Annotated in this window: 15 protein-coding genes and 4 tRNA genes; 16 read left to right on the top strand and 3 right to left on the bottom strand. The window is 35.0% G+C overall.

The genetic code is table 11. The annotated features are described in order from the left end of the window. Window positions 1–112: 112 nt before the first annotated feature. The 3 genes from ACTJJ9_RS05625 to ACTJJ9_RS05615 are packed head-to-tail and all read left to right on the top strand — an operon-like array spanning window position 113 to window position 2,794. Window positions 113–859, top strand: coding sequence for an ABC transporter ATP-binding protein (locus ACTJJ9_RS05625; protein ID WP_440768504.1), 747 nt, complete (start codon window positions 113–115; stop codon window positions 857–859). Further along, window positions 846–2,072 (top strand): ABC transporter permease, encoded by a 1,227-nt coding sequence (locus ACTJJ9_RS05620; RefSeq protein ID WP_440768503.1) that lies wholly within the window; start codon window positions 846–848, stop codon window positions 2,070–2,072. Before ACTJJ9_RS05625 ends, ACTJJ9_RS05620 begins: the two co-directional genes overlap by 14 nt. 2 nt (window positions 2,073–2,074) lie before the next feature. Next, window positions 2,075–2,794: an EcsC family protein gene (locus ACTJJ9_RS05615; RefSeq protein ID WP_440768502.1), complete on the top strand. Its 720-nt coding sequence runs from the start codon at window positions 2,075–2,077 to the stop codon at window positions 2,792–2,794. 55 nt (window positions 2,795–2,849) lie between these two features. On the opposite strand, the gene ACTJJ9_RS05610 is transcribed toward ACTJJ9_RS05615, so the two are convergent. Beyond that, complete coding sequence (locus ACTJJ9_RS05610) at window positions 2,850–4,037, bottom strand: M20 family metallopeptidase (protein ID WP_440768501.1); 1,188 nt, start codon at window positions 4,035–4,037, stop codon at window positions 2,850–2,852. Between the two features lie 528 nt (window positions 4,038–4,565). Between ACTJJ9_RS05610 and ACTJJ9_RS05605 the strand changes: the two genes are divergently transcribed. From ACTJJ9_RS05605 to ACTJJ9_RS05565, 9 genes are all read left to right on the top strand, one after another. Further along, a tRNA-Arg gene (locus tag ACTJJ9_RS05605) sits at window positions 4,566–4,642 on the top strand. A gap of 10 nt (window positions 4,643–4,652) precedes the next feature. Beyond that, window positions 4,653–4,745 (top strand) — tRNA-Ser (locus ACTJJ9_RS05600). Between the two features lie 30 nt (window positions 4,746–4,775). Further along, window positions 4,776–4,859: transfer RNA gene (locus tag ACTJJ9_RS05595), tRNA-Tyr, on the top strand. A gap of 13 nt (window positions 4,860–4,872) precedes the next feature. Next, window positions 4,873–4,943: transfer RNA gene (locus tag ACTJJ9_RS05590), tRNA-Gly, on the top strand. A gap of 237 nt (window positions 4,944–5,180) precedes the next feature. Then, complete coding sequence (locus ACTJJ9_RS05585) at window positions 5,181–5,561, top strand: GntR family transcriptional regulator (RefSeq protein ID WP_440768500.1); 381 nt, start codon at window positions 5,181–5,183, stop codon at window positions 5,559–5,561. Next, complete coding sequence (locus ACTJJ9_RS05580; protein WP_440768499.1) at window positions 5,561–6,463, top strand: ABC transporter ATP-binding protein; 903 nt, start codon at window positions 5,561–5,563, stop codon at window positions 6,461–6,463. Before ACTJJ9_RS05585 ends, ACTJJ9_RS05580 begins: the two co-directional genes overlap by 1 nt. Next, complete coding sequence (locus ACTJJ9_RS05575) at window positions 6,441–7,190, top strand: hypothetical protein (RefSeq protein ID WP_141231526.1); 750 nt, start codon at window positions 6,441–6,443, stop codon at window positions 7,188–7,190. Before ACTJJ9_RS05580 ends, ACTJJ9_RS05575 begins: the two co-directional genes overlap by 23 nt. Beyond that, the gene (locus ACTJJ9_RS05570) at window positions 7,187–7,918 is read left to right on the top strand and encodes a hypothetical protein (RefSeq protein WP_440768498.1); all 732 of its coding nucleotides are present in this window, start codon (window positions 7,187–7,189) and stop codon (window positions 7,916–7,918) included. The genes ACTJJ9_RS05575 and ACTJJ9_RS05570 overlap by 4 nt, the downstream gene beginning before the upstream one ends. Window positions 7,919–8,042: 124 nt before the next feature. Continuing rightward, window positions 8,043–9,026, top strand: coding sequence for an aldo/keto reductase (locus tag ACTJJ9_RS05565; protein ID WP_095300972.1), 984 nt, complete (start codon window positions 8,043–8,045; stop codon window positions 9,024–9,026). Window positions 9,027–9,358: 332 nt separating this feature from the next. On the opposite strand, the gene ACTJJ9_RS05560 is transcribed toward ACTJJ9_RS05565, so the two are convergent. Continuing rightward, on the bottom strand, window positions 9,359–9,853 hold the full coding sequence (locus ACTJJ9_RS05560; RefSeq protein WP_440768497.1) for an antibiotic biosynthesis monooxygenase family protein: 495 nt from the start codon (window positions 9,851–9,853) through the stop codon (window positions 9,359–9,361). A gap of 135 nt (window positions 9,854–9,988) precedes the next feature. Here ACTJJ9_RS05560 and ACTJJ9_RS05555 point away from each other — a divergent pair, with 135 nt between their 5' ends. The 3 genes from ACTJJ9_RS05555 (at window position 9,989) to hemH (ending at window position 14,359) form a co-directional block, all read left to right on the top strand. Then, on the top strand, window positions 9,989–12,127 hold the full coding sequence (locus tag ACTJJ9_RS05555) for a transglycosylase domain-containing protein (RefSeq protein ID WP_440768496.1): 2,139 nt from the start codon (window positions 9,989–9,991) through the stop codon (window positions 12,125–12,127). Window positions 12,128–12,316: 189 nt separating this feature from the next. Continuing rightward, the gene (gene hemE / locus ACTJJ9_RS05550) at window positions 12,317–13,369 is read left to right on the top strand and encodes a uroporphyrinogen decarboxylase (RefSeq protein ID WP_440768495.1); all 1,053 of its coding nucleotides are present in this window, start codon (window positions 12,317–12,319) and stop codon (window positions 13,367–13,369) included. A gap of 63 nt (window positions 13,370–13,432) precedes the next feature. Beyond that, window positions 13,433–14,359: a ferrochelatase gene (gene hemH, locus ACTJJ9_RS05545; RefSeq protein WP_440768534.1), complete on the top strand. Its 927-nt coding sequence runs from the start codon at window positions 13,433–13,435 to the stop codon at window positions 14,357–14,359. Window positions 14,360–14,407: 48 nt separating this feature from the next. Here hemH and ACTJJ9_RS05540 read toward each other — a convergent pair whose 3' ends face one another. Further along, on the bottom strand, window positions 14,408–14,839 hold the full coding sequence (locus tag ACTJJ9_RS05540) for a hypothetical protein (RefSeq protein ID WP_440768494.1): 432 nt from the start codon (window positions 14,837–14,839) through the stop codon (window positions 14,408–14,410). A 228-nt stretch (window positions 14,840–15,067) separates the two neighbouring features. On the opposite strand from ACTJJ9_RS05540, the gene ACTJJ9_RS05535 reads away from it, so the two are divergent. Beyond that, window positions 15,068–15,640 (top strand): TetR/AcrR family transcriptional regulator, encoded by a 573-nt coding sequence (locus tag ACTJJ9_RS05535; protein WP_095300968.1) that lies wholly within the window; start codon window positions 15,068–15,070, stop codon window positions 15,638–15,640. The last annotated feature ends 35 nt before the right edge of the window (window positions 15,641–15,675 follow it).

The raw sequence follows: 15,675 nt of genomic DNA, 5'->3' as shown, positions 1-15,675 counted from the left end.
ATGTTGGAAAGCAATTTATCTAAATTGCAAGAAATAAGAAAGAAAACTTTCACTGAATGAAGTCTCGCAAGCTTTATGATAAGATAAAAAGAAAAAGGAGTTCCCATAAAATATGACGTTGTTAAAAGTTAATCAATTAACAGGTGGATATACAAGATACCCTGTTTTAAAGGATATTTCCTTTGAAATAAACGAAGGGGAAATTGTCGGATTGATTGGGCTAAATGGAGCTGGGAAAAGCACAACGATTAAACATATTATTGGTCTTATGGAAGCACATAAAGGGCAAATTACAATTAATAAGAAAACATTTGCTGAAGATCCAGCTGCATATCGCTCACAATTTAGTTTTATTCCTGAGACGCCTATATTATATGAAGAATTAACACTTTTCGAGCATTTGGAATTAACTGCAATGGCCTATGGTCTTGATAAGAAAACATTTGAAGAGCGTCTTCACCCACTTCTTAAAGAGTTTAGGATGGAAAAACGGCTTAAATGGTTTCCAGCTCATTTCTCAAAGGGAATGAAGCAAAAAGTAATGATAATGTGCTCATTTTTGATTGAGCCAGCATTATACATTATTGATGAGCCATTTGTCGGTCTTGATCCGTTAGCGATTAATTCATTGCTAGAGATGATGGAAAAGGCTAAGAAGCAAGGCTCAGGCATTTTAATGTCAACACATATTCTTGCAACAGCTGAAAGATATTGTGATTCATTTATTATCTTACATAATGGTGAAATTCGCGCCAAAGGTACTTTAGAGCAATTACGTGAACAATTTGGAATGAAAGACGCAACACTTGACGATCTTTATATTCAGTTAACAAAGGAAGAGCAAGATGAAGAGCATTGATGAGATTTGGAAGACGAGGGTTAATCACCATATAAATGAAACAAGGTCATATCTGAAATATATGCTAAATGACCATTTACTGTTTGTGTTTATTTTTTTAGCAGCTGGGGGAGCAGTTGCCTATCAAGGCTGGCTTCAGACAATTCCTGAAAATTTTCCTGCCGTGATCATCATGTCGATAACCTTTGCCTTTATTGTTCTTACATCAAGTGTAAGGACGCTTGTGAAGGAAGCGGATGTTGTTTTCTTACTTCCGATGGAGCATCAAATGAAGGGGTATTTTCAAAAGGCTTTTACATATAGCTTTGTAACCCAGAGCTTTATCATCGTCGTTACGTTTATCCTTTTTGCACCATTGTATTTGAAAATAACCTCGGCAAGCGGTTTAGTATTTCTTGCAAGCTTAATCCTTATCTTAATCGTTAAGTTTTGGAATTTGCGAATGGGCTGGAAAATGGAGTTTTTTACAGAAGCTTCAACAAAATGGAGTGACCTGATCGTACGATTCATTATGAATTTTTGCACAATATTTTTTATCCTGTCAGAAAACTATCCATTTGTCCTTGTTATTTTTCTCATAATGGCTCTATATGATGTTTATTTTTCAAAACTAATTAAACCGAAAGCGCTCAAATGGGATCAGTTTATTAAAAGGGAAGAAGAGAAGAAGCAATCGTTTTACAAAATAGCGAATTTGTTTACAGATGTTCCTAAATTAAAAAAGCGTGCAAAACGTCGGAAATATTTAGATTGGCTATTAAACCAGGTTAAATATGATAGGCAGCATGTTTTTGGCTATTTATTTTTAAGAGCGTTTCTCCGCTCTGGTGATTATAGTGGTATTGTTGTACGGTTAACGATTATTGGAAGCATCATTATCTTCTTTACGAGCGAGCAAGTTTTAGGCAATAGTATTGTTGTTGTTCTCTTTTCGTTTCTTACTGGTATTCAAATCATGAGCTTATATAAACATTTTGATTTACTTGAGCTACCGAATCTTTACCCATATGCTGAGGAGAAAAAGCTGGCAAGCTTTTTACAAATTATGTTTAAGGTTCTCATTAGTCAATCAATTATTTATTCGATTGTGACGCTATTAACAGCTGATTTTGTCCTGTTTGCCATTACATTATGTGTGAATGTGTTATTTGTATGTATATTCGTATTTGTCTATATGAAAAATCGAATAAAAAAAGGTGAAAAAGGTGTTTAATTATGGGCTATGAAAGTCAAAAGGCTGAAGAGGCAAAGCTATGGAAGCATAAATTGCTTAGGAAGCCTTCACTTCTCGAACGCACGTCAAAAAAAGCACAAACGAAAGTGAACCAATTTATCCCAGAAAAGGTGCATCATACAATAACAGAAAGTATAAAAATGATGGTCCAAGCAACAATAGTCGGATCTGATATAACCACTTTTCCAAAAGGAGCGGAAAACCTTACATTTGAGGAGCGAGAACAATTAGTTCAAAAAGCAATTGAAAATTATAAAAAAACGGCAGCAATCGAAGGGGCAACAACTGGTGCTGGTGGAATACTTCTCGGATTAGCAGATTTTCCGCTTTTCCTTAGCATTAAGATGAAGTTTTTATTTGAAGTTGCAAGTATATACGGATACAGCACAAAAGAGAAGAGTGAGCGTTTGTTTTTATTATACGTATTTCAGCTTGCATTCTCGAGTGAGGCACATAAAGCGGAAGCACTTGAGTTAGTCGAACATTGGGATACGTATAAGTTTAAAGTAGAGGATGTAGATTGGCGGATTTTTCAACAGGAATATAGAGACTATATTGACCTCGTGAAAATGATGCAATTGGTCCCTGGCATCGGTGCGATTGTCGGTGGTGTCGCTAACTATAATCTCGTGCAGCATCTAGGAGATACAGCAATGAATTGTTATCGATTGAGAATTTTTTCAAAGCCAAAAGCAAATTAAAGGGTCAGTCCCCCGAAATTGGGGACTGACCCTAATAATTATATAAAGATAAAAATTAAGAAGAACTATATTCTAGCTGGTATTGAATTGCCGCTTTGCAAAGAGTTTTAGCAGCTATTAACAATGCCCGTTCATCAATATCAAATTTAGGGTGGTGGTGTGGGTATGCATCAGTATCATTTGCTGGCATCGCTCCAGTAAAGAAGAAAGTCCCTTTCACATGTTGTAAATAATATGCGAAATCTTCACCACCCATTTGTTGTGGGCTTTCCTCTATCAATTCTACACCAGGCACTTGCTGAGCAGCCTTAATTAGAAACATTGTCTCGTCTAAATGGTTTACTACTGCTGGATACCCTCTCACAAACTGATAATCATAAGTAGCACCGCTCATCGAACATGTTCCAGAAACAACTTTTTCGATTTCTTCTTCTATTTGTTTGCGAACATCCTCCTCGAATGTTCGAACAGTGCCTATTAATTGAGCTGTATCAGCAATAATATTAAAAGCATTTTCGGCAACAAATGATCCAACAGTAACTACTGCGGGTTGGATAGGATCTACCTTTCGGCTAACGATTTGTTGGAGATTTGCGACGACTTGTGAGCCTATAACAATTGCGTCCTTCGTCTTATGAGGCTGTGCACCATGGCCGCCTTTCCCATTTATCGTCAGTTCAAATCGATCTGCAGCAGCCATAAATGCTCCAACACGATATTGAATTTTTCCAACAGGCTCTGTCGCCCATAGATGTGTACCAAAAATGACATCAACACCATCTAAACAACCGTCTTCAATCATTGATTTTGCCCCACCTGGAGCATATTCCTCTGCATGCTGGTGGATAAATACAATGTTTCCATTTAATAAATGGCGGTGATTGAAAAGTACCTTTGCTAGTACAAGTAATGTTGCTGTATGCCCATCATGTCCACAAGCATGCATAACCCCAGGAACTGTTGATTTGTAAGGAACGTCTTTTTCATCCTGAATAGGGAGAGCATCAAAGTCTGCGCGTAAAGCAACAGTAGGTCCTGAATTATCACCTTTAATTGTGGCAACAACACCATTTCCACCTACATTTGCCCGTACATCAACACCAAGCTTTTGGTAAAAGTTATAAATATATTTTGCTGTTTTCACTTCTTTAAAGGACACCTCTGGGTGCATATGTAAATATCGGCGAATTTTAACCATTTCTGAAAAATGATTATCAAGGCTCGTGAACAAATGCTCGATCATTTTTAACTCCTCCTCTATTTAGTTAGACACTCTATAGATTGTAAAAGCATATGTCTTTTGCTGGAAATATATTAAACTAGTATCGAAATGATTAGATTGATTGTAGTCAAAAAATTTAAAAAATTCAAGGGAGAGGGAAGGGAGCAAATAGAAAATACCTATAGAATAAGCATACTTTTCATATTTGAAACATTGTTATGTTTAATGTAAATTTAATACAAGCAAATATTATATTTAATCAAAGCACATATACTCCATAATATTTTCGGTATTAATTAATCAAAGAAATTTAATTGTAGCGTTCATTTTTATTTTTATTTGTAAGATCCTTCGGTCATTCATCCATTTGTTTTTAAAAGGTTGCAACTGTTTAATAAAGAAACTAGTATATTGAAATAATAATTCAGAAAAATTAATCATTATTTTTTTGTGAAATTCCGTTGACAAAAAAATAATAAAGTGATAGGATAATTAAGTCGCTGCTGAGGCAACGATTATTATTTAAAAATACTTTTATCATTTGATGATGCGCCCGTAGCTCAATTGGATAGAGCGTTTGACTACGGATCAAAAGGTTAGGGGTTCGACTCCTCTCGGGCGCGCCATAATAAATTTGGAGGAATACCCAAGTCCGGCTGAAGGGATCGGTCTTGAAAACCGACAGGGGTGTCAAAGCCCGCGGGGGTTCGAATCCCCCTTCCTCCTCCATAAAAAATATTGTAATTATCTACCCATGATGGAGGGGTAGCGAAGTGGCTAAACGCGGCGGACTGTAAATCCGCTCCTTCGGGTTCGGCAGTTCGAATCTGCCCCCCTCCACCATTTATTTTTACGTGCGGGTGTAGTTTAGTGGTAAAACCTCAGCCTTCCAAGCTGATGATGAGGGTTCGATTCCCTTCACCCGCTTATTTAATATGAAGTGTGTAAAAGATCAGTAGAGATACTGGTCTTTTTTTTATTTCCCATCTAGAACATTTATATTATCAATTCATAAAAGTTCGCGAATATAGTCGTGAACTTTTTTAGTGGTTAAAAAAGGTAATGTAGGGGAAATTTTGTATTGAAATAAAATGGAAATTAGTATATAGTACATTACAACAGTAATGCACTGGGTTGGTTGTTAATTGGAGGGAGGTTTTATACTTGATGCTGAATTCGGATGGAACGAAACCAATTTATATACAAATTGCAGAGTGGTTAGAGAATGAAATATTAAGTGAGAACATTTTGGAGGATGGAAAAATCTATTCCCAATATCAGCTAGCAGATATGTTTAATATCAATCCCGCAACAGCTGCAAAGGGCTTAAATTTGTTAGCGGAGGAGTCGATTTTGTACAAAAAGAGGGGACTTGGGATGTTTGTATCGACTAATGCGAAAGAGATCATTCTTAATAAAAGGAAAAATCAAACTTTAAAAAATTTAGTTAGTGAAATTGTGATAGAAGCAGAAAGATTAAAAATATCAGAAGAAGAGCTAGTTAAGATGATTAAGGAAGCCAATCGTGATAGGAGGAGCCGTTAATGAACGTTATTGAATGTGAGAAACTATCGAAAATGTATGATCAAAAGAAAGCATTAAATGAATTGTCTTTTACAATCGGAACTAATAAAATTACTGGCTTAATCGGTAGAAATGGTGCGGGTAAAACAACACTTTTAAAAATCATCGCTGGTTTTATTCGTGAATCTTCAGGCAGTATAAAAGTGTTTTCCGAAAATCCCTTCAATAATTTGAAGGTATCTGCAAATAGGATCTATATTGACGATCAAATGTATTTTCCTAATACATTAACGTTAAAGGATATCCTACAATCTGCAGCAGCAGTTTATGTAAATTGGGATGATGAGCTTGCCAAAAGACTTTTTTCTTATTTTTCATTTCATCCTAAACAACACTATTATCATCTTTCTAAAGGAATGAAAAGCACGTTTAATATGATTTTAGCGCTCTCAGCAAAATGTCCGTTAACGATTCTTGATGAACCAACAACTGGAATGGATACCTCGGTTAGAAAGGATTTTTACCGAGCGTTATTAAAGGACTATCTTGAATACCCGAGAACTATTATTCTTTCAAGTCATTTATTAAATGAAATTGAAGATTTATTAGAGGATATTTTATTAATTAATGAAGGTAAAGAGTTATTACATATGCCAATGGCGGATTTCAAGGAATATGCGCTTGGACTCCAGGGAAAGGAAAAGATGATTAACAAATTGATAGTTAATAAAGAAATAATTCATAGAAAAACGATTGGGATTGATGATCAATATCTCGTAATAAAAAATACTTTAACAAATGAAGAGAGGCAGCGTCTAAGTTTTAATGGTATTACCATATCCTCTGTTGCCTCAGATGATTTAAGCACATTTCTTACTGCTAAAACGAAAGGAGGAATTGATGATGTATTTAACAGAGGTTAAATTTGCAGATGTAGTTATGAACCAATTTAAGTATAAAGTAAAAGCTTATATTGGTCTATTCAGCTCATTATTAATAGTTCAAGTATTTGGATTACTGATGTCTTTGAATGGAAGCAGCTCGATGGGGACAGTTGGAAATGCATTTTCATTATCTCTAAATAATTACACTGGAAATATTGTCATTATATTTACAATGCTATGGGGCTTTATTAGCGCGATTACTATCACGACAAAGGCTTATAGAAATGATGACTTTACTTTTATTTCAAACCGCCTAAGTAGGAATCTTGCAAATATCTTCTTCTTAATACTTGCCAGTTTAATTGGAGGAATTACCGCTCTTTTATCTGGCTATTTATTAAAGGTTGTTATGTTTTTCTTCGTAGATGAAGGTTTTGTCATACTAACAAATATTAATATAACAGAAATAATATTAGGGATATTTGTCACAAGTTTATACATGATCTTACTATCTTCATTTGGATATTTTATTGGAACTGTCGTTCAGTTAAGTAAATGGTTTAAAGTATTACTACCTATATTATTTTTGAGTTATTTATTCTTAACAGCAAATACTAGTGAAGAGACAACGCTCATCGTTGAAATAGGTGAATTCTATTTGAATGAAGATTCTTTGTTTATCTTTTTTCTAAAGATTTTCATTACTTCAATTCTATTATTTTGTTTTTCTATCGGTCTCTCTAATAGAATGGAGGTTAGACAATGATTGTTGCAGCATTTGTTCCATTTGTTTTAGTTTTACTCATCATCGCAGTAATTTTTCTATCGATTAAATTTGCGAAAAGGTCAACCATTATTCAAAAAGTAAATGTAAAATGGGTGTTCATATTATATTGTTTCCTTTTGATTGTATCAGTTCCTATATCTTATTTCCTCCCAGTTCGTAATTCAGCAAATTTTAGTGTAAGTGAAGAGGAAATAAATAAGGCTAAGCGAGCAGCGGATTACTTATCCACGGCTGCATTTGAAGGAAAGCGAATTGATAAAGATAAAATCGACGGGGTTACGATATTGAAACAGTGGGAATTCCCTTTTGAAGGTAAACATCTTGAAATAAACAGGGAAGAGGAAGATTATTATTATCCAATTTTAATATTAATAGAAAGAAAAGATGAAAACGATAATAGTATTCAGATAACGCAATATCAATCAAAAACGATTATACAACATGTAGATTTAACAAATCAGGAGGAACCGAGTTTAATAGACATAAAAGAAGAGAGTTTAACAATAAGGAATCCTAAACAAAAGGAAATTCGATTAGCGAAATTTTCTAAAGAATTTACTATTAATCAATTTACAACAGAAAAGGATTCAAGTAATGTTTTCTTAGAGGATAGCGAGATTTATAGCAATCCTGTTCTCTATATTCAAATTCCAAAAGATGTAGTTGTAAATGGGAATACAGATGAAATTCAATTTGTAAATGAATAATCAATTATTTAAGCTTATGAAATTTTCATAGGCTTTTTTTCTTTCTTTATTCATTTAAAGGAATAATACGTTAAATCTAGAATATACAAAACTAGAATGAAAATTGCGTTAAGGAGTGAAGAAAATGGAATATAAAGTACTTGGAAAAAGCGGTTTGCTAGTTTCAGAGCTTTGCTTAGGTACGATGACCTTCGGAAAAGAGGTTAATGAATCTGATTCAATTAAGATGATTCATAAGTTTCTTGATGAAGGCGGGAACTTTATTGATACAGCGGATGTTTATGTTGGAGGAGAATCAGAGCAAATTGTTGGGAAGGCAATTAAGGAAAGACGATCAGAGGTTGTGCTTGCAACAAAGGTAAGAATGCGTGTAGGTCCACATCCAAATGATTTTGGTTATTCGCGAAGAAGAATTATGGAAGGTGTTGAACAAAGCCTTAAACGTTTAAATACAGATTATATTGATCTTTATCAATTACATGTTTGGGATAATATAACACCAATTGAGGAAACAATTCGAACTTTAGATGACTTAGTTTCTTCCGGTAAGGTTCGATACATAGGATGTTCAAATTTTTTAGCATGGCAAATGATGAAGGCGTTAGCGTATAGTGACTATCATAATCTTGTCCGTTTTATTTCTGTGCAACCACAATATAGCTTAATTAATCGTGAAATGGATCGTGAAGTTCTTCCTTTATGTAAAGAGGAAAATGTCGGTGTCATCCCTTGGGCACCAATTGGAGGTGGCTTTTTAACAGGTAAATACCAGGCAGGTGTTACACCATCAAGTGGGAGATTAGCGAATGGTGGCGGTGAATCAAGCTGGGAGTATCGTTCAACGGAAAGGAATTTTGCGATATTAAATGAAGTACAAAAGATATCAAATGAGCTTGATAAACCACCAGCACAAGTTGCGTTAAATTGGTTATTAAATAAGGAGGAAATTACTTCACCGATATTTGGTGCCACTAGTTTAGAACAATTTGACGAAAACATCGGCAGTATAGGTTGGAGGTTAACGAAAGAACAATGGGATAGATTGGATGAAGTTAGCAAACTACCTAGTGAATATCCGACGAGATTTCTTGAAAAGTTTAAAAGATAAGCAACAAGTCTTATCTTATTTTTAAAAAAAGATACTGTTATACTTTGATGTTGAATTTTAACTGGAGGCATTCGATTTCCTCGAGAGGGACCGGGATTCTTAAACACATGCACCTGTAAGTTCTCACTTTGACAAGCTTCTCTAAGCAGGAGTCTCATACCCTCCGCTCCAATCAAAATAATTTTTGACATAGCCATATAAGTAAACGTTTTATAAGTGAAATTGAAAATGTTATGTAGAATCACGTCGTTATTTCCAAGGAAATATTGTCTAAAATGAATAGAATGTCAAATAAAGAAACTCCTCTGAAAATTTTGCAGAGGAGTTTCTTATTATGCTTCTAAAGAGATGGCATAGTATTTTTTTACGAAAGATGGTTGAAGAAATGAACTCTTCTCTTGTAGCCCCTTATGATAAGCCTCATTATAAGAATCAGATTCTACCCAAGCCTTATAGTATTGTTCTTTTTCCCATAATGTTAAAATAATGTAAGTATCGTTTTTTGTCGGACGTAAGACTCGAATTGCTGAAAAGCCTTGCTGTTTTTCAATTATCCGTGCACGGTCGCTAAAGAGTTTTTCAAAAAGAGGTTTACCTTCATGAGATACAGGGATGTGGTGAAAGACCGCGAAACTACCAGCAGTTAGCGAGCCATTTGAATCTAATACTTCATATGATTTTGGCTCATTAAAAATTGTTTTCCCATCTGTTTCGTGAAAAAGTATCCCTGTATTCTCATTTGTCATTAGCCTAAGATTTAAGTCGGGGCGAGCTTCTACTAATTTTATCAAATAATGAACAGTCCCATATGTTATGTAAAGCATCATGTTTTTCACCTCATCATTCAATATGCAATCATTTCTTTAAAGTATACCAATTATCTTCTCGGCTTGCCTTTTTTTGATTATGACACATATACCTGCCTAATTTTAACAATACTAATTCAAAAGGGGTGAACATAGGTGAAAAAGAAACTTCTTTTATCAGGAATTGTTTTATTTTTTACTGTTTTATTCGCATTTCTAGGGTATTTATTTATTATTTTTATGGGCGATTACGTAATCGATGAAGAGAAATTAGTAATGGATACAGCGTCAACGCTTGTCGATACAGAAGGAAATGAGATAACAAAATTATATATTGAGAATCGAGAGCTTATCGATATTAATGATGTTCCTGAATATGTTCAACAGGCTTTTATTTCAGTTGAGGATCAACGTTTTTATGAGCATCATGGAATCGATATTCAGGCATTAGGTAGGGCTATATATAAAGATATTTTAGCTGGTGGTAAGGTAGAAGGTGGAAGTACAATTACTCAACAGCTAGCGAAAAATTTATTTCTAACAAATGAAAAGTCATTCCTCCGCAAGACTAAAGAAGCAATCATTGCGATTAATTTAGAAAATCGTTATAGTAAATCAAAATTATTGGAGATGTATTTGAATCAAGTTTACTTTGGACATGGTGCATATGGAATTCAAGCAGCTGCTAAATTGTATTTTAATAAAGATGTCTCACAATTGACCCTTGAGGAAGGGGCATTGCTCGCAGGAATTCCTAAAGCACCGTCAACCTATTCTCCGATCGAAAATAAAGATAAAAGCAGAGAACGGAGAAATGTCATATTAAGTTTAATGGCAGATCAAAAATATATTAGCTATGATGAAGCAGTTCGTACTCAAGGGAAAACTGTAAAATTACAAGTCCATCAAAAGCAGGAGAGTCCATGGCTTTCAACATATATTGATATGGTTTTTGATGAAGCAGAAGAGAAGTATGCATTGTCAAATGAAGAGTTATTAAGGGGAGGTTATACAATTACTGTCCCCATCCAACAAAATATTCAAAAAGCAGCATATGAATTGTTTCAAAAGAACGAGTACTTTCCAGGAACTGATGACAAGGCTCAAGGTGCGTTTATTTTGTTAGATAATAAAACAGGAGGTGTAATTGCTGCTATCGGAGGTCGTGATTATGTACCTAAAGGACTAAATCGCCTTCATGTTATGAGACAACCTGGTTCAACGTTTAAACCGATTGCCGTTTATGCACCCTCGATTGAAGCAAAGCTATTTCAACCTTATTCCTTATTGAAGGATGAAAAGCAAAGTTATGGTGATTATTCACCAGAAAACAATGATAAACAATATGCTGGAGATATATCGATGTTTGATGCGATCATCCATTCGAAAAATGCAGCTGCTGTTTGGACGTTATCTGAATTAGGAGTTGAAAAAAGTAAAGAGTATTTGCAAAAGGTAGGAATTCCGATTAAGGATGATGGCTTAGCGATTGCTTTAGGTGGTTTATCTGATGGTGTCACACCAATTCAAATTGCTAATGCTTATCGGACATTTACGACAAATGGAAAGTATAGCGAGCAACATGTCATTCAAAAAATAAAAAGTCAAGATGGTAAAGTTATTGCAGATCATACATATGAGGAAGAGAAGGTTTACTCACCACAAACTGCTTGGGATATGACGCGAATGCTACAGCATGTTGTTAGTGAAGGAACTGCGAAAAGCGGGGAATTTAATGGAGAATTAGCCGGGAAAACCGGGACAACCTCTTATACAGCAGTAGAAGGTGCAGCAAAGGATGCATGGTTTGTCGGCTTTACTGAGAATGTCGTCGGTGCTGTTTGGATGGGATATGACAAAACTGATGAACAGCATTACTTAACAAAGGGGAGTTCATATCCGACAAAGCTCTTTAAGGATATTTTAACAACCGCTAAATGGGATCAAGAAGTTGCCTTCAAAGTACCGAAGGGAGTAGACGATTTAGAAAGCCCGATTAGATTAGAGGAAATTAAACAAGTTCAAGCGAAATATACCTTTACTCCATTAGGCTTGCTTACATTAACACTTGAATGGGACACGGCAAAGGATGAACGTGTAGAATATCGCATTTATGAACAGAATGGGAACAAGCAGGAATTACTTGGAACTGTAAAAGGGAAAGGTTACTATGAAATTCCTTTTGCAAATGTCTTTTCAACTGCAACATATAAAGTTGCCCCATATAATGTTCAAACGAAAGTAGAAGGGGATGGCAAGGAAATTAATACGCCGAATTTGCTCGGTAAAAAGTAAGAGAAACCCAATTGCAAAAGGGTTTTCGACTATTTTGCGACATTTGTTTCTATCATCTATACTTTGTCAGCTGTAAACGTTATAGTTGTATAGAATGAGAAAATAATATAGAATAAGTATTACATTATAATTAGTATTATCTAATAAAGGAGTCAATTGCTTCCTTACATAGAAAGGTGGACTTTTTGGATGTCTGAACGGAAAATCAATGACACGTTTTTAAAGGCATGTCGTGGTGAAGAAACAGATTATGTACCTGTATGGTATATGCGACAAGCAGGTCGCTCTCAGCCTGAATATCGAGCGATTAAAGAAAAATATAGTCTATTTGAAATTACTCATCAGCCAGAGCTTTGTGCATATGTAACGAGATTACCTGTTGAACAATATGGTGTGGATGCCGCAATCCTATATAAGGATATTATGACTCCTCTGCCAGCAATTGGAGTAGATGTTGAGATTAAATCAGGTATCGGACCTGTTATTGATAATCCAATTCGTTCTTTAGCAGATGTAGAAAGGCTAGGAGAATTAGACCCTGAACAAGACGTACCGTATGTATTAGACACAATAAAGCTATTAACGAAAGAGCAGCTTAATGTACCTTTAATCGGTTTTACAGGAGCTCCATTTACCCTTGCTAGTTACATGATTGAAGGCGGACCTTCGAGAAACTATAACAAAACAAAGGCATTTATGTACTCAGAACCGAAAGCATGGTTTAAGTTAATGGACAAGCTAGCTGAAACGAGCATTGCCTATGTAAAAGCGCAAATTCGTGCAGGTGCAAAAGCAATTCAGATTTTCGATTCATGGGTTGGTGCTTTGAATGTAGCTGACTACCGTTATTATATTAAGCCTGTAATGGAGAAAATCTTTACTGAATTAAAAACAGAGAAAGTACCACTCATCATGTTTGGTGTTGGTGCAAGCCATTTAGCGAAGGAATGGCACGATTTACCGCTTGATGTTGTCGGACTTGATTGGAGATTACCAATTCAAGAAGCACGTTCTCAAGGTTTAACTAAAACATTGCAAGGTAATCTTGATCCTGCCATCCTCCTTTCTTCGTGGGAAGTAATTGAAGAAAGAGCGCGGGAAATTTTAAATCAAGGAATGGATCAAGGTGGATACATTTTTAACCTTGGACATGGGGTTTTTCCGGAAGTAAATCCTGAGACATTAAAGAAACTAACATCTTTTGTACATGAATATTCATCAAATGCAAAGGTGAAAGCATAATTTTTTCTGTGAAATAGGTAACATATATTTCCGAAGATGATAAAGAACTAATTAGAGGTGAAAATTTTGAAGAAAAAAATGGGATTATTAGTTATGGCATATGGGACTCCTTACAAAGAGGAGGATATTGAACGGTATTATACACATATTCGCCATGGTCGAAAGCCAGCCCCTGAAATGCTTCAGGATTTAAAGGATCGCTATGAAGCAATTGGTGGCATCTCTCCACTTGCAAAAATTACAGTTGACCAAGGGGAAAAGCTTGAACAGCACTTAAACAATATTCAAGATGAAATTGAATTTAAGTTGTTTATCGGTTTAAAGCATATTGAACCTTTTATTGAAGATGCTGTAAAAGAGATGCATGAAGATGGCATTACTGAAGCGGTGAGTATTGTCTTAGCACCTCATTTTTCGACATTTAGTGTGAAATCCTATAATGGCCGGGCAAAGGAAGAAGCAGATAAATATGGCATTAGCATAACATCTGTTGAAAGCTGGTACAAAGAGCCGAAATTTATAAAATACTGGTCTGACCGTGTTAAAGAAACATTCACTAGCATGAGTGATGAAGAAAGAGCATCAGCAGTATTAGTCGTATCAGCTCATAGTCTTCCAGAAAAAATTACGAAAATGGGTGACCCGTATCCTAAACAATTAAAGGAAACAGCAGATTTAATAGCAGAAGCAGCTGGAGTAAAAAACTATGCTGTAGGCTGGCAAAGTGCAGGTAATACACCTGAGCCATGGTTGGGACCAGATGTTCAAGATTTAACGAGAGATCTATACAATGAAGGATATAAAGCGTTTGTCTACACTCCAGTCGGTTTTGTTGCTGATCATTTAGAGGTTTTATATGACAATGATTATGAATGTAAAGTAGTTACGGAAGAATTAGGTGCAGGTTATTATCGCCCTGAAATGCCAAATGCAAAGCCTGAATTTATAGATTGCCTGGCAACAGTTGTGTTAAAACAATTAGGGAAGTAAGTAAAAATAAAGCAGTTAGTCCGAAGTGAGGACTAACTGCTTTATTTTTTAAATCTCATAGATCCCTTTTGCAGACGATTTTTCGATATCTGAGATCATTGGAAATTGGTAAACAAATATCCCACTTTCGGAAATTTTCCGCGATGCAATTCCTTGTTTGGCAAAATCCTCTAATACCTTTTCGGCCTCTTTAAAATTTAATGAAGTTTCCATTGCCAATTCAGCCGCTGTAATCGATCCGTTATGATTTTTTGCATATTTTAACATTTGGTTTTCGATTAATTGTTTTTTGCTCTGCTTTTTATGTTTAATAAATGAAATATTTAGACCAATTCCAACGATAAGTGGGACAAAGCCTAAAATAAGCCATGGTCCAAAATCTTGTGCAATTGTACTTTCCCCTTCTGATATACCGACTAGGGTTCCACCAGTCATCATAAGACCAAACACAGTTAGCAGAATTCCGAAAATAAGCTTCAAATAGTTCCCCTCATCTCTTTTTCCATAGTACGCCGTTTATTTCATCATACTATACATATATTAATAGAACTAACACTATTAATATATTCTATCCAAAATATATACTAATTGAAAAGCACTTTTCATTAAATTGGAAAAATGTATGTTGTAAAAACGATGAACCATGATATAATACGAATATACAAAATGACTAAAATGTCCATTTGGTCATTTTTAGGGGTGATTCGATTGAGTATTGATCGTAAGCAACTAATAGTAGAGGCAGCTACTAAATCCTTTTCACAATTTGGCTACAAAGCAACGACAATGGATCAAGTATCTAAAATAGCGAATGTTGGAAAAGGGACAATATATACCTTTTATAAAAACAAAGAGGAGCTCTTCTTTGAAATTATTGAAGGTGTGTTAAAAGATATGAAGGAAGTCGCAGAGAATGCCTTCAATCAGGAAGGATCCTTTTCTGAAAATGTTCATCAAGCATTATATAGTATTTTAGAATTTCGTAAGACACACCAGCTAACAATTAAAATTTTCCAAGAGGGAAATGATATTGGGACACCAACGGTTAAAGAAGGTGTTAAAAGGGTTGAAGATATGATCCTTTCCTATATTAAACAAAAGATTATTCATGCTATCGAAAAAGAGGAATTAAAGAAATGCGACCCTGATATAGCTGCTTTTATTTTATTAAAGCTATACGTATCTCTCATTTTTGATTGGGAAAAGAGACATGAGCCGTTAGAAAAGGAAAAAATTGCACAAATAATTGAGCAGTATCTTCTTAAAGGATTATCTAGCTGATGATCCTTCTCTTTTTGAAAAAAATGACTGAATGA

The sequence above is a fragment of the Metabacillus sp. 22489 genome (assembly GCF_052044855.1).
Classification (GTDB): Bacteria; Bacillota; Bacilli; order Bacillales; family Bacillaceae; genus Metabacillus; species Metabacillus niabensis.
Note: the sequence above shows the minus strand (reverse complement) of the source record. Positions and strands in the feature narration are given on the sequence as shown.